The sequence below is a fragment of the Corynebacterium wankanglinii genome, assembly GCF_013601005.1.
Lineage (GTDB): Bacteria > Actinomycetota > Actinomycetes > Mycobacteriales > Mycobacteriaceae > Corynebacterium > Corynebacterium wankanglinii.
The window spans coordinates 101,742-116,272 of record NZ_JABFED010000004.1; the positions used below are offsets into that span (position 1 = coordinate 101,742).

At 63.5% G+C, this 14,531-nt stretch carries 11 protein-coding genes and 1 pseudogene; 5 read left to right on the top strand and 7 right to left on the bottom strand.

The annotated features are described in order from the left end of the window. Positions 1-127: 127 nt before the first annotated feature. From HMA55_RS06920 to HMA55_RS06935, 4 genes are all read left to right on the top strand, one after another. Positions 128-1,531, top strand: coding sequence for an amino acid permease (locus HMA55_RS06920; RefSeq protein WP_181192337.1), 1,404 nt, complete (start codon positions 128-130; stop codon positions 1,529-1,531). Positions 1,532-1,678: 147 nt separating this feature from the next. Then, on the top strand, positions 1,679-2,638 hold the full coding sequence (locus HMA55_RS06925) for an L-lactate dehydrogenase (protein ID WP_181192338.1): 960 nt from the start codon (positions 1,679-1,681) through the stop codon (positions 2,636-2,638). Between the two features lie 51 nt (positions 2,639-2,689). Beyond that, positions 2,690-3,082: a (deoxy)nucleoside triphosphate pyrophosphohydrolase gene (locus HMA55_RS06930; protein ID WP_181192339.1), complete on the top strand. Its 393-nt coding sequence runs from the start codon at positions 2,690-2,692 to the stop codon at positions 3,080-3,082. Beyond that, the gene (locus tag HMA55_RS06935; protein ID WP_181192340.1) at positions 3,079-6,096 is read left to right on the top strand and encodes a DEAD/DEAH box helicase; all 3,018 of its coding nucleotides are present in this window, start codon (positions 3,079-3,081) and stop codon (positions 6,094-6,096) included. Before HMA55_RS06930 ends, HMA55_RS06935 begins: the two co-directional genes overlap by 4 nt. On the opposite strand, the gene HMA55_RS06940 is transcribed toward HMA55_RS06935, so the two are convergent. From HMA55_RS06940 to HMA55_RS06960, 5 genes are all read right to left on the bottom strand, one after another. Continuing rightward, a complete protein-coding gene (locus HMA55_RS06940) occupies positions 6,079-7,263 on the bottom strand; it encodes an ATP-binding cassette domain-containing protein (protein ID WP_181192341.1) in 1,185 nt (394 codons plus the stop codon). The genes HMA55_RS06935 and HMA55_RS06940 overlap by 18 nt on opposite strands. Continuing rightward, positions 7,254-7,952, bottom strand: a complete 699-nt coding sequence (locus tag HMA55_RS06945; protein WP_257802471.1) for an energy-coupling factor transporter transmembrane component T — start codon at positions 7,950-7,952, stop codon at positions 7,254-7,256. The genes HMA55_RS06940 and HMA55_RS06945 overlap by 10 nt, the downstream gene beginning before the upstream one ends. Positions 7,953-7,955: 3 nt before the next feature. After that, the gene (locus HMA55_RS06950) at positions 7,956-8,780 is read right to left on the bottom strand and encodes an ECF transporter S component (RefSeq protein ID WP_219910464.1); all 825 of its coding nucleotides are present in this window, start codon (positions 8,778-8,780) and stop codon (positions 7,956-7,958) included. A 109-nt stretch (positions 8,781-8,889) separates the two neighbouring features. Beyond that, positions 8,890-9,885: a nucleoside hydrolase gene (locus HMA55_RS06955; protein ID WP_181192342.1), complete on the bottom strand. Its 996-nt coding sequence runs from the start codon at positions 9,883-9,885 to the stop codon at positions 8,890-8,892. Next, positions 9,882-11,093, bottom strand: coding sequence for an MFS transporter (locus HMA55_RS06960; protein WP_181192343.1), 1,212 nt, complete (start codon positions 11,091-11,093; stop codon positions 9,882-9,884). Before HMA55_RS06960 ends, HMA55_RS06955 begins: the two co-directional genes overlap by 4 nt. A 120-nt stretch (positions 11,094-11,213) precedes the next feature. On the opposite strand from HMA55_RS06960, the gene HMA55_RS06965 reads away from it, so the two are divergent. Continuing rightward, positions 11,214-11,732 carry a hypothetical protein gene (locus HMA55_RS06965; RefSeq protein WP_181192344.1) on the top strand — a complete coding sequence of 173 codons (519 nt, stop codon included), beginning with the start codon at positions 11,214-11,216 and terminating at the stop codon, positions 11,730-11,732. Positions 11,733-11,963: 231 nt separating this feature from the next. Here HMA55_RS06965 and HMA55_RS06970 read toward each other — a convergent pair. Next, positions 11,964-12,764, bottom strand: a pseudogene (locus HMA55_RS06970) (hypothetical protein); the annotation flags it as partial. 109 nt (positions 12,765-12,873) lie between these two features. Continuing rightward, positions 12,874-14,457 (bottom strand): carboxylesterase/lipase family protein, encoded by a 1,584-nt coding sequence (locus HMA55_RS06975; protein WP_181192346.1) that lies wholly within the window; start codon positions 14,455-14,457, stop codon positions 12,874-12,876. Positions 14,458-14,531: the final 74 nt, after the last annotated feature.

The window sequence follows — 14,531 nt, forward strand, 5'->3', positions numbered from 1 at the left end:
GCGGTCGCACTCGGGCCAATCGCGACGGCAAACCGGGAAGACGCCGCCCGCACAGGGCATCACACCAATCCCCCTCTGCGCACCGATTCGCGCATCGCTTCCCGAAAGAGCACAGTTAATGTCCGTTATGACTGCACCCTCAGAAACCGCATCCCAGCCCACACCGAAACGCTCCGGCCTGAACGCCCGCCACATCCACTTCATCGCCCTCGGCTCCGCCATCGGCACCGGCCTGTTCTACGGCTCAGCCGGTGCGATCCAGGCGGCGGGCCCCTCCGTCCTGCTGGTGTACCTGCTCGGCGGCGCGGTGGTGTACTTCATGCTCCGCGCGCTGGGCGAGATGAGCGTGCGCAACCCCGTGCGCGGCTCGTTTGCCGTGTACTGCCGCAAGTACCTCGGCGGCTGGGGCGGCTACATCACCGGCTGGATGTTCGCGTTCGAGATGATGATCGTGTGTCTGGCGGACCTCACCGCGATTGGCATCTACATGAAGTTTTGGTTCCCGGACACCGCGGCATGGGTGTGGATTGCCGTGACCTTGCTGATCATCGGTGCGGCCAACTTGGCTACGGTGCGCTGGTTCGGCGAGCTGGAATTCGCGTTCACAATTATTAAGGTCACCGCAGTGGTGGCGATGATCGTTGGCGGCGCGGCGATTTTGATCTTCAACCTTGGGCAGCAGCCGGAGGTAGCGCAGGTGAGCAACCTGTGGAACGACGGCGGTTTCTTCCCCAACGGCGTCCAGGGCATGATCGCGTCATTCATCCTCGTGCTCTTCGCGTTCGGCGGCACCGAGATCATCGGCGTGGCAGGTGCGGAGGCCGAGGACCCGGAGCGCTCCATCCCCAACGCAGTCAACACCGTCCCGGCGCGCATCCTCATCTTCTACGTGCTGGCGATCTCGATCATCCTGATCCTCAACCCGTGGCGCACCATCACTGGCGAGGAATCCCCCTTCGTGCAGATCTTCAACACGCTCGGCGTGAACTGGGCCGCTGGTTTGCTCAACTTCGTGGTCATCACCGCGGCCCTGTCCGCGATCAACGCCGACCTGTTCGGCACCGGCCGGGTGCTCACCGGTCTGGCCAAGGAGAATCTCGCGCCCCGCAAGATGGCCAAGACCTACCGCGACGTGCCGGTGATGACCATTGTCACGCTGCTCGGCGTGTTGATCATCGGCGTGTTCCTCAACGCCCGCTACCCGGACGTCTTCGAAACCATCGCCGCGCTGGCCACCTTCGCCACCGTGTTTGTCTGGTTGATGATCCTGCTGGCGCAGGTTGCTATGCGCAAGCAGATGACCGCCGAGGAGCAGCGCGCGCTGAAGTTTGCCGTCCCCTTCTGGCCGTACGGACAGTACTTCGCCATCGCGTTCATCCTGTGCACCTTCGGCATCATGGCTTGGCTGCCGGACTTCCGCCTGGCCCTGGGAATCGGTGTGGCCTTCACGGTGATCATGACCGTGCTGTACTTCGCCACCGGCCGCCCACAGGTATTGGAGCAGGCCGACGAGGAGTACGCACAGCAGTAGCTCGCTCGCAGGTATCGCAGCCGCAGCTATCCCAGGCGCAGTTGCGCACCTAAAAAACGCCGCCCTCACAGGGGGCGGCGTTTCTCTGTTCCCACAACAGGCCACCCCACCGTGCGCGACTGCTTCCCCTCTGCCACACTTGTCCGCATGACCGTGACGCATGGCAACAAAGTTGTCCTCATCGGTGCTGGCGCAGTCGGCACCGCCTACGCATACGCAGTACTCAACCAGGGCTTGGCAGATCACCTGGCCATCATCGATCTCAACGAGGACCTCGTGTGGGCCCAAGTGGAGGACCTCAACCACGCCATCCCCTTTTCCGGCCAGCACATGGACGTCACGGCCGGCACGTACGAGGACTGCCGCGACGCCGCCCTCATCGTCAACTGCGCGGGCGTTGCCCAGCGCGACGGCGAGACGCGCATCGACCTGATCGCCCGCAACGCCAAGATCTTCGACTCCATCAACTCCCAAGTGATGGCCAACGGCTTCAACGGCATCTACCTGGTTGCCACCAACCCCGTAGATGTGCTGTCCTACATCACCTGGAAGCAGACCGGCCTACCATCGAGCCAGGTCATCGGCTCCGGCACCGTGCTCGACACCGCCCGCTGGCGCCACAACCTGGGCCAGTTTTTCGACATCGCCCCCTCCGCCGTCCACACCCACATCATCGGCGAGCACGGCGATACCGAGCTGCCCGTGCTCTCCACCGGCTCCGTCGGCGGTGTGCCGCTGCGCGCGATGCTCGAAACTGAGGCCGAGACCAACCCGGACATCTACGCCCAGATAGACGAGATGTTCGTCCGCACCCGCGACGCGGCTTACGACATCATTAAGCGCAAGGGCAACACCTCCTTCGGCGTCGGCAACGCACTCGCGCGTATCACCCGTGCGATCCTGCGCAACGAGGACGTGGTCCTGCCCGTCTCTTCCCTCCTCCAGGGCGAGTACGGCCTCAACGACCTCTACATCGGCACCCCCACCGTGCTCAACCGCCAGGGCGTGCGCAACGTAGTCGAGCTGCGCCTCGACACCGACGAGCTGGAAAAGTTCCGCCACTCAGCCGCTACCCTCCGCGACGTCATCGACCGCTCCGAGTTCTAGGCATCTGCTTATCGACGGCAGCTTCGCGGGGCTGCCGTTTAGGATATCTACATGACCAAAATCATCGATGTGGTGGGAGCAGTGATCCTAGATGGTGACCTGGTGTTCACCGCACAACGTGGGCCAGGCAGGTCGATGGGCGGCTTGTGGGAGTTTCCCGGCGGCAAAATCGAGTCCGGAGAAACACCGGAACAAGCGCTGAAGCGCGAACTCGTTGAAGAGCTCAGCATTGAGGTCGAGGTTCTCGACAAGATCGTGACAAGCAAGCACGATACCGGGTCTGCAGTCATCAACCTGACCACCTACTACTGCAAGCTACGCTCTGGCACTCCAACGCTCTTCGAGCATGAGCAAGTCCGCTGGGTGCCCAGGTCTGAGCTTGACGCGCTGGAGTGGGCGCCAGCGGACATCGAAACGGTCCAACGCGTGCGGCAAGATAAATGAAATCAGCGCTCTCATCGCTTCAACGTGATCTCGAATACGGGTTTATTGACGAAACCGTTCTGGCGAACAAGCTAGAAAACCCGGAGCTCATCACCAATAGCGACTCAAACTCGATGTACGAGGCGCTAAAAAACGAGCTTGAGTTCGCAGACAGCTACGTCTTTTCCGTCGCATTCGTAACAGCCGACGGCATTGGGGCATTAAAGCAGCAGCTCATTGAGTTCCAGGGCAGAGGAACAATCATCACGTCCTCCTACCAAGACTTTAATGAGCCAGCAGCGCTCAGAGAGCTGCTCACCCTGGAAAACGTTGATGCCTACGTCATGGCGGACTACGTGCACCACGCGAAGGGATACATTTTCAGTCACGGTGACCACGTCACTGCCCTCGTCGGGAGCTCGAATCTGACGCGATACGCATTAACGGAGAATCAAGAGTGGAACATTCGGGTTTCCTCGCACCGTAACGGCAACATCGCGATGCAGTTTCACGATGGGGTAGTCAAGCACATCGAGAAAGCTATTCCGCTGACCGAAGAGTGGATCCGCCAATACGAGCAGAGGCGCGCCACCCGCACAATTGTTTTCACTGAGACGCAGCCCCTCGAAGTCTCACCCGAGGGCGAGAAGATTCTGCCGAATCTGATGCAGGTAGAAGCCCTAGAACAGCTCCAACAAGTAGTTGATTCAGGAGAGAAACGTGCGCTGATCATCTCGGCTACCGGCACAGGTAAAACCATTCTCGCGGCTCTTGCAACGCGTCAACTGAAGCCGATGAGAACCCTGTTCATCGCGCACCGAGAACAGATTCTTAAGAAGGCCGCTGAGGAATTCTCTAGAGTCCTGGAAATTGATGAGTCTCAGATCGGTTTCTACGTAGGGCAACGTCGAGAAGTTCACAAGCCGCTCGTGTTTGCAACGATTCAATCACTCTCGCGAAAAGAGAACCTAGCGGAAATCTCTCCTCTGCAGTTCGACATGATCATCATTGATGAAGTGCACCGCTCAGGCGCTGAATCATATCGCTCTGTTTTAAATCACTTCCGCCCCCAGTTCGCGCTGGGGCTGACAGCTACACCCGAGAGAACTGACGGCTTTAACGTCTTCGAGCTTTTCGAATACAACGTTCCTTACGAGATTCGCCTCGAAGGCGCCCTAGAGAATCGAATGCTCGTGCCGTTCGATTACTACGGCATTGCCGATTACGAATCGGCGCAGGGGTCGATCGGTGATAAATCCAAACTCAAAGATCTGACCGCCGACAGTCGCGTCGACCATATTGCGGACGCTCTACAGAAGTATTCCTTCGCAGAGGGGACCAAAGGCCTCGTGTTCTGCAGCAGCAATGAGGAGTCTCGAATTCTCGCGGAGTCACTGTCGACACGCGAGGTGCACGGGCGGCGGTTGCGAACACGTAGCCTGTCCGGTGCAGACACGGTTGAGGAACGTGAAACGGTAGTAGCGCAGTTGGAAAACGGCGAACTGGACTACATCTTCACCGTGGATATTTTCAATGAGGGCATCGACATTCCATCCGTAAATGTGATTGTCCTGCTCCGCAGCACCGAATCCTCCATCATCTTTACGCAACAGTTGGGCAGGGGGCTACGGAAATCGGCTGGAAAACATTCCCTACGAGTGATCGACTTCATTGGCAATTACGCAAATAACTACCTGATCGCGATTGCATTAACAGGAAACAGGTCAGGGCATAAACCAAAAATTCTCGACGACGTGAACGATCCGCGGCCCAAAGCCGGCGCCTCAACAGTGAGCTTTGACAGGGTTTCTGCGAACAGAATTCTCGAATCTCTCCGCAAGGCTCGCATCACCGGCGTGAAGGCCAAGCGTGAATCGATCGCGGAGTTGAAGTATCGGCTTGGTCGAATTCCGCGGCTGATTGACTTCTTCCACCACGAACTCCTCGATCCAACGGTGCTCTGTGCGACAGACCAGTACACACGGAATTACTGGGCGTTGCTGCACAAGCTGAAAGAGGTAGACGTCGCTCCCTCGCCCGACGAGGATGGATTCCTCTCATTTATAGCCGCGGAGCTGCTGAATGGAAAACGGCCGCAGGAACTACTCCTGCTTAACGAGCTTTTAAAACGCGGCCCACAGGGGAAGGTTTCTGCCGACGAGTACAGCACGGCGCTCAACGAGTATTCCAGCAACCTCGATACCTCAAACACGGTGTTGCGCTCGGTGGAGCTCGTTTTGAATCTGCATTGGTTCCAGGACACGACTGCTGAGCGTTATGGCGGCAGACCTCTCGTCGTTCGCGTAGACGACATCTTCCGGCTTGGTAACCGGTTTGCGGAACTGTACTACTCCTACGATGCAGACCACCCGCATCCGGCCACCAGCTTTAGATCTCATGTTGACGATCTCATCGAAACCGGGCTGCATATTAACAGACGTCAGTACGCCAGGGCGGATAGCTTCGTCCGTGGAAAGACTTACACCCGCAAAGACGCTGCCCGTCTGCTCAACTGGCAACGCAACAGAGAATCCACCATTTACGGATACGCTGTCGACGCGGCGACTCACACCTGCCCAATCTTTGTTACTTACCACAAGGATGCAGACGTCGTAGCGAGCCACCGGTACGAGGACACCTTCATCGATCAATCCACAATGCAATGGTTCTCCAGGAACAATCGGACGCTCGAAAGCAAGGAACTCCAACCAATACTCAACGGTTCAGCAGAATTACATCTATTCGTAAAACGAGAGGACGCGGACGGTCTGGAGTTCTACTACCTCGGACAGGCTAAAGCGACGCACGCGAAGGAACGCCACATGCCGGGCAACAACAACGACCTGCTCGACGTCGTCGTCATGAATTTAACCTTGGATGAGCCGGTTGCACCACAGCTTTTTAAGGCGCTGACGGCCAACAAGCGTTCAAGCCTCGAGGATTCGACCAACGCTGAGAAGAATGCAGAGCTCCACCGATCCCCTGGCCACGTCGTCCGGAAGAACGCGAAGAAGGACTCAGAACTGCCGAAATAGAGGAAATGACCTCAGCTCCGAGTTACTCATCACCGCGTACTCCCCCACCTCCGCGGCGAAGGAGGTGTCGTGGCAGGTGAAGATCACAGCCTGTCCGCGATGTAGACCCGCGGCGATCAGCGCGTGCGCACGGTCGCGGGAGGGGGCGTCGAGGCCGACGTCGGGTTCGTCGAGAAGCACGAGCGGACGGTTTTGGGCGAACACCTGGGCGAGCTGAGCAAGGCGCAGGTGCGCGGCGGGCAGGTCGAGGGGGTGGGTCTCCGGGTCGAGGCCGAGGGCGGCTGCGGCATCCGCGTCGCCGACGAACTGCCCCACCGTGGACTCGGCGAGTTGGTCGGCGGCGCGCTGCAGGGCCAGTGAGACCGGCAGGCCGCGGGTCTGCTCCAGACCGGGGTTGCCGTCCAGGCCGGCCATGGCACGCAGGAGTGTGGTCTTGCCGGCGCCGTTGTCGCCGCGCAGCCACAATGCTGCGCCGGGCCGCACGGTCAAATGGATCGGACCAGCGGTGAAGGTGGGCTGCTCGGTGGCACGAAACTGCCACCACTTGCGGGGCGCGCCGCCGCGGGTGGCGGTAATTTCGCCGAGGTCGATGGGATCGCCGGACGCTTCCACGCGTGGGGGATGGCTGGGTTCGTGGGTGGGAAGGGGCGTGGGAGACAGGATGCCGTCGATAAGCGAGAGCTTGGCTGAGTCGAAACGGGGGCGATTGCCCAGGACCACGATGCGCGACGGAAGTGCGTCGAGGAGGCGGATAATGGAGCGTGCGGAGGTGGGATCGAGGCCGGCGAAGGGGTCGTCGAGAAGCAGCAGCTCCGGTTCTAAGACGGCGACGGACGCGATTGCTAATCGACGAGTCTGGCCGCCGGACAGTTGCGCGGGGTGACGCTCGGCGAGCGGGGCCAGGCCTGCGGCTTGCAGGACGGCTTCGCAGCGGCGCCGCATCTCGGGGACGGGCGTGCCGCGCTGTTCGAGGCCGAGCGCGACCTCTTCTATCACGGTGTCGCGAAGATAGGACACGTGCGCGGTTGCGTCTTGTTGCACCACGGCGGCACCGGGCCACTCGCGGTGGACCTGAGCGGCGAGCGTGGTCAGGCCCGCGCCAGAGTTGCCGATGACCTGGACCGTGCGGTGTTGCTCGAGCGTTGTGCGTAGCAGCGTTAGATCCATACGACCACCGCCAGGCAGGCAAGCGGGGTAAGGATGCGCGCGGCGCGTTGTGCCGAGCTGTCGTGCACCGGGCGCAGGACGGTGCGACGCCCGGTGAGGTCGTACCCCGCGGTCTCCAGCGCCTGGCCGCGGGCGCCCGCTTGGGTGAGCAATTCAGTGAGCACGGGCATGATGAGGTTCGGAACGACCGTTTTGGCCGTGATCGAACGCTGCTTCAGACGGTTCGCGTCCCGAGTGGCGCGGATGCGCTGGGCACCCTGCGGTCCGAGCTGGAGCGTGGTGCCCGCGATGTAGCCGATCCGGTTGCCGCCCCGGGTTGCTTGGAGCGCCTTGGCCAGGTCCGGCGTACGCATCCAGGCCACGGCGGCCATGAGGCAGGCGATGAGCGCGGTGAAGCGGGCGGTGAGGTGGGCGGCATCCGCGAGCCCGTCGGAGGTGAGCAGCGGGGCGATGCGGTGCTCACCATACGGGGCGTGGATGAGCAACATCGACGCAGCGACGGGCGCGGCGAGTAATGCGGTCGCTGCCACAAGAGATGGGTTGCGCGTACGCCAGGTGCCCGCGAGCAGGGCAATTACGAGCACGGTCAGCGATGCTGCAGGCGAGTTCAGCCCTAGCACGAGAATCCAGCCGGACGCGCCGATGACCAACGCGGTCAGCGGGTTCAGTCGCGGCTGGATGCGGGACACGGGTTACGCGGCGGTGGTGGGTGCGGTTGCCTTCGCCGCGTTGGCCTGGTTGGCCGTCTTCGGCGCGAAAGCGGCGACGGTGCGGTTCGGCAACGCCTTTACGGTGAAGTACGCCACCAGCATGACAATCACCTTGTCCACCGGGTCCGAGATGAACGCCTGGGTGGTCACGGACGCAATGAGCGAGCCGCCCATCTCGCGGAACAGGCTGACCAGCGCACCGGTGCCCACACCAGCGGTGCCGCCGTAGACATAGGCGGCCACAGGTGCGGCAACCATGCCGCCGACGATGCCCAAAACGATGCCGAAGCCGATCACGGTGGCCAAGTTGCGGAACGCGTTGAAGCGATGGATGAACACACCGGCGAGCCAACCCACGAGTGCGGCACCGGCCGCGAACGGCAGGGCCGCCGGGTTAAGCAGGCCCCACACCACGTTGTTGAGCGCGCCAGTGGCCATGCCGGCGACTGGCCCGGCGAGCGCGGCGACCAGCACTGTGCCCACGGAGTCCAGGTACAGCGGCAGGCCGATGGAGCCGACGATCTCCCCAACGACGGAGTTGATGATGATCGCGATCGGGATCAGCCCCAGCGTGCGCGCCGGCAGCACGGGGATCACGGCGGCGAGCAGCAGCGCGGTGCCGATGCCGTAACCGGCCAGCAGCGCAATACCGGCCCCGGAGCCGGTGACCTGGTCCCAGTCCGCCGGGTGAACGAGGACGAAGTACAGCCAGGTAGCGGCGATACATACGGCGCCCGCGATAGCGAGTGCGCGGCGGGCGGGGGTCCATTCGGCCTTCTGAAGGGCCGGGTTGGTGGTGTGCGACATAGGTGCTCCGAGTGGTGCGCGGGAAACAGGAAAATTCAGCCCGCGCCTATGTCACCTCGGCTGGGCTATCGGTTGGGCAGTGTAGCAGGCGGTGCGCTACCACCACGTCCTAGTCATCCGCGCGCAGGTGGCGCAGCTCCTCGATCTCGGCGTCGCCGGCGGCGACCTTCGCGTGCACGTCGCAGGCCCACCCGAAGCGTTCCCAGGCGGCCTCGACGTCAGCCTCGGTGACCAGGCACGCGTTGGGCTCGCGCTCCCAGATGCCGCGCAGGTCTGCCACGGACGTGCCGCGCATGAGTTCCGAATCAGCCTCGACGGCCACGGTGGTCTCCGTGGACTGGTAGTCCACCAAGTCCAAGGCGATGAGCACAGTGAGCAGGTCATGGATCTGCGCCTGGTACCCCTCCCCGACGTCCTGGTGAAACTCGAAGTAGAAGCGGGTGATCGCCTCCAAATGCTCGGCAACAGGCGAGCCGCCTAGCCTATCGACGAGCTCCGCCAACGCTTCCGGTTTAAGCACCATCTTCTCAGTCACACCCAGCGAGCACAGGGTGATCGGGGTGGGCGTCAGCGCGAACACGTCCGCAGCGGCGTGCGGGTCCACCCAGAAGTTCCACTCCGCACTCGGCGTGGTGTTACCCGGGTAGTGCACCGCCCCACCCATCACGGTGATGTGCTTGAGCTTGGCAAAGTGCTCCGGGTGGGTGTGCGCAAAGGCGGCCAGGCTGGTCAAAGGGCCGGTGACAATGAGGTGCAGGTCGTCGGTGCCGCGCGCGATGGAGTCGATCCACAGCGCGTCCCAGTCGTGCTCCACGTGCCGCTCGGGGGCGGTGGCATAGCCCAGGCCCGTGTCGCCGTGGGTTTCCGGCGTGGTGGTCAGATCCACCTCAAGCGGCTCCGGCACACCCGCGGCGAGCGGAATGATGGGCAGCCCGCACAGCCCCAGGACCCACGCTGCGTTGCGGGCGCATTGGTCGGCGGGGGCGTTGCCGGAGGTCGTCGTTACGCAATCGAGCTCGATCAGCCCTGCCTGTGCCGCGGCGGTGAGGAAGATGATGGCGTAGGTGTCGTCGATGCCCGGGTCGCAGTCCAAGATGACTCTCATAGCTTCGTTTCCTTCCCGGCGGTGAGCCAGACGATCAAGGCGGCGGCGCACACGGCCCCACACACGCCGAACGCGGCCTGGAAGCCTGCTGCCTCCGCAACCGCGCCGATGAGCAGCGGTGCGAGGATCGTACCGGCATCCTGGGTCATTTGGTAGGTGGACAGCACTGTACCGCCGGAGCGCTCGTTGCCGATGATATCCGCGAGTGAGGCCTGGGTGGCAGGGCTCATCAGACCAGAGCCGATGCCCGCTGCCACCGAGAGGATGATCAGCGGCCACACACTGGTGGCACTACCCAGCAGCGCGGTAAACACGCCGGAGGTGGCTAGGCCTGCGGCAACGAGCGGGCGGCGGCCGAGGCTGTCAGCGAGGCGGCCGGAGAACTGCAGCGTGACGGCCATTCCGAAGGCGAACGCGGTGAGCGCAAAGCCGGCGGCCGCGCCGCCGCGGGCAAAGACGGAGGCGGCGAACAGCGGCAGGATTGCCACGCGCGCGCCCATGTTGACGAAGCCGTTGGTGAAGCCAGCGACCAGCAGCGCCCGGTACGTAGGAGCGCGCCACGCCTGGCGCAGGTGCATCTTCGGCTTCGCGGCGGGGAGCGCTTCGCCGCCGGGTTTCGGCTGGGTGAGCACGCCGACGGCGACGGCGGCGGCCGCCACGGCCAGGCCGTAGATGACAAATGGCGCGCGGAAACCGAGGAAGGACAACGCGGCGCCGATGACGGGGCCGACAATGTTGCCCACCAAAAACGCGGAGGCGTACAACGCGTTGGCCCGGCCGCGGATGCTCGGGTGGGTTACGCGGACGATCAGGGCTTGGGCCGACAACGTGAACATGGTTGAGCCGAAACCGGCGATGAAGCGAAGCGTGAGAATCTGCCAGTAGGCCTGCGCGAACGCGACGAAGAAGGTGGACACCGCGACGATGAGCAAACCCGTGAGGTAGATCGGACGGGAGCCGAGCTTATCCACCAGCACACCAGCACCCGGCGCACCCAGAAGTCTGGCCAGCGCAAAGGCCGAGATCACCGCTCCCGCCGCGGCCATGGACACCCCGAAGCTTCCTGCGAACTGTGGAAGCACCGGGGCGATCAACCCATACCCTAGGGCGATGATGAATGCTGCGCCGACGAGCACCCAGATTGCGCGTGGAATCTTCGGCTCACTGTTCGGTTGTACTGCTGGTTGAGCTGGGGTGTCGGCGTTCATTGCTGGCCAGGGTACCTCCCCACCGGAGTGGCCTGTAAAGCGCCAGGCAGCGCACACCTATTCGTTTGTGTGTTCGAATGGGCGGGCGTTGGTGTCGGAGGGCTTCATAGTGTGAGCGCCATGAAGTTCACCACGAAGAATCCACTGCGCAGTGTCAGCCGCCACCCCCAGTCCTATCCCTCCACCCCGGAATCCCTGGCTCACGTAATTCGCGAGGAGCACCCGGAGGCCATCGCGTCCGTGCACGCTGTCATGCACCACCCGCGCTCGCTGTCGCGGCCGACGGCCGCCTGGCGTCCCCCGGTGCTCACCCTCCCACGCGTGGCCAACGGGCCGCAGCTCACCCTGGCTGTAACACGCAGGCGGGTCGGCCCGCGGGCTCGGGCGCGGATACAGGGGTATGGCGAAGAGCAGGTTCCGGCGTACCTGATTGAGGTCCGCATCGCCGACGCCACCGGCGCGGTCATGGATTCCGCGCTCACTGAGGCGTGGGTGCGGGCCCTCATTCCAGAGGATTGCACGCACGCGGTGCACGAACTGGCCGGCACCCACGCGGCGAACTACGTGTGGCTGGTGGACGGGACGTTCGCACCGATCGCGTCACCGTCCTCCATGTTCGAGGGACTCAGCGCGGCGTAACGCCAGGATGTGCGGCTAGCCCCGGGCGGCGTCGCTGCTGTCGTCCTCGTCAATGCCCGGCACGCCTTCGGTGCCGCCTTCGTTGCCGCCATCGTTACCGGCGGCGCTGGTGTCGGAGTTGGTGGCGGAGTTTGTGACGATGTCGTGTGCGAAGTCCTCGTCGCCGAAGTCATCCAAATTGTCGCCGTCGAACGAGGCCGCATCCGTATCGCCAGCGAGATCGAGGTTGAAGTCCTCGTCGTCCTCGCCCTCCTGGCCGTCCTCTTCATCGTCCTCATCGTCATCATCGTCTTCGTCGTCCTGGCCAAACAGGTCGTAGACCTCCGGCTCGTCGAAGTCGTCGTCGACGGGCAGGAGCTGCGATTCCCAGTCCTCGGCCTGGTCGGCGGCGAGCGAGAGCACGTCGAAAAGCCGGTCGAAGTCGGTGAAGCTGCCCAGCTCAAGCCGCTCGGCATCAGTGAGGGCCTCGTCGTGGATGACGTCGAAAAGCCGGGCCCGGTCCTCGTCCGTTAGCTCGGCATCGCCGTCGGATTCCCACAGTTCACCCTCGGCGTCGTCCAGCACGTCGTCGTAATCGTCCGGCAGGGCCACGAAGGTGACCTTGGCGCTCGGTGTGCCGTCCACGGTCTCGATCGTCACCTGCAGCTCGGCGTTCTCCCCCACCTCGGCGCGCACCTGCTGCGGGTTGAGGTGATCCTGGAAAAACTCCAGGTCGCCGATGCGCTCATCGGTGCCCTCGAGCAGATCGCGCAGCACGGTGATGACCTGGTCTGTGGCCATGTGCTCGGCCACCGCGGCCACTGCGTCCTCCAAGGAGAAGACCACCGCGACCAGCACGGCCTCGAAATCCTCGTCGTCTTCGTCCACGTCTGCGGCGGCGATGTAGACATTCGCGGCGGGCAAGTGCGGATCAATTTCCACGAACTGGATCTCCAGCTCCGCGGTCAAGGGCACAAACATGGTGTCGCCGCCTACGCGGGACTCGATGCCGTCGCGGTCCAACGCCGCAGCAATGTCTTCGAAAAAGCTCATGTCGGTGGTTCCTTCCACTTCGCGCCGTCGGGCTGTGTGTCCGCGCTCCGGGTGAGCTCGGCCACGACGCGCCCAAGCCTAGCTATGAATCCTCCCGCACGCGTGAGATTTAGCCGTCACCCCACGCCGGGTGCGCGGCGCCGAGCAGCGACGCCGCGGAGTCCATCAGATCCTGGCGGTGGGTGCCCCACTCGCGCATGTCAAAGCCCTCCCACGCCCTGCGTTGCGACGCCTTCGGGTCCCACTCCACATGCATACCGTTGTCGAACACAGCGGTCGCCCGCCCAGGCCTGTCGTCGGAACGGAACCCGTACACGGGCCACTCATCGCCCGGCGAACCCGTGTGGAAAAACCGGCCCCAGTGGTACTGCATGACGCGGCTGACTTCCTCGAAGGCCTCGGTCCCGCCGAAGACGTCCCAGCGGGAGGCCTTGGTGGAGTTCGGCTCGCCGAATACCGCCCCCAGGTCCGCGGTGTGCATCGCGCCGAGGCCAAGCCACCGCATGGCAGCGGAGGCGTAATCGAAGCGGTACATCCACGTGCGCGCCTTCCTGCGATGCGCGGTGGCCACAATAACCGTTGGGGCCCAGAAGACGGCATCGGCGATGAGGTCCGCGTAGTCCCCTCGCCCGCCCGCGTACCCGTAGGCGCGCAGGACCGCCTGGGCGTTGTCAGGATCGAAGGCCTCCAGCGCCCGGCGCGCGGCGCGTTGGCGGGACTTCGCCGTTTGGTAGATGGCTTTTGCGAAGCTGGCTTCGTCGGAGTTCGTGCCCACTATCAGCGGCACGGCGGCCTGCTCGCCGGCCTCGAACGTGTCAATCGGGTGCGCGGTGAGCGTTTCCCCGTCCACCGTGGGCATGAAGCTGGTGTTGAGCTGCACGAGCTCCTTGCTGTTAAGCAGCATCGACTGGCCTGCGCGGACTAGCTCCGCAGCGCTGGTGGCGCGCAAGTCCTCCACAGTAGTGGTGCGCGGAAGCCCCATCCGGGTGACTAACTCTCGCACCCACATGGCGGCTTGCAGGCGGGAGTGCACACTGGCGGGCGGCGGCGACTGGGCGACGGCGCCGTGGAACAGCCCACGCGCGCCGGGGGCGCACATCAGGTGCACCACGGCCGCCCCGCCGGCGGATTCACCCATGATGGTCACACGGTTGGGGTTGCCGCCGAAGTTTGCGATGTTGTCTCGCACCCACTCCAGCGCCAGGATCTGGTCCAGCAGCGCGGGCGTGGCCACGCAGTCGTGCCCGAGGGACCGGAAATCCAAATACCCCAACACGCCCAAGCGGAAGTTCACCGACACGTAGACCACGTCGGTGGCGCGGCTGAGCAGATGGCCTTGGAGCACTTTCTCGTGGCTTGCACCGGTGACGAAGGTGCCGCCGTGGAAGTAGACCACCACCGGTAGCTCGTCGTCGGTATCGGGGCGCACAATGTCCAGCGTCAGGCAGTCTTCGGTGCCGATCACCATGTCGCGCCAGCCGAAGGTGCCCTGCATGGCGGGCGGGGCGAAGCTTGAGGCGTCGTAAAGCCCCTGCCACCTCTCCGCAGGCTGGGGTGCGCGGAAGCGGCCGGTGCTGGCGGTGGAGGCGCCGAACGGCACTCCGCGCCACGTGCGCATACCGGAGCGCTCATCCACCACGCCGCGGACCGTGCCCGTGGTGGTGTCTGCGACAGGGTGCTCGGCAGCAGTCATGGCACCCAGCGTAGACGGATGAGCGCGCGACCCAACTATGCTGAACCGGCGTAAAAAACATCGACGAATTGTGT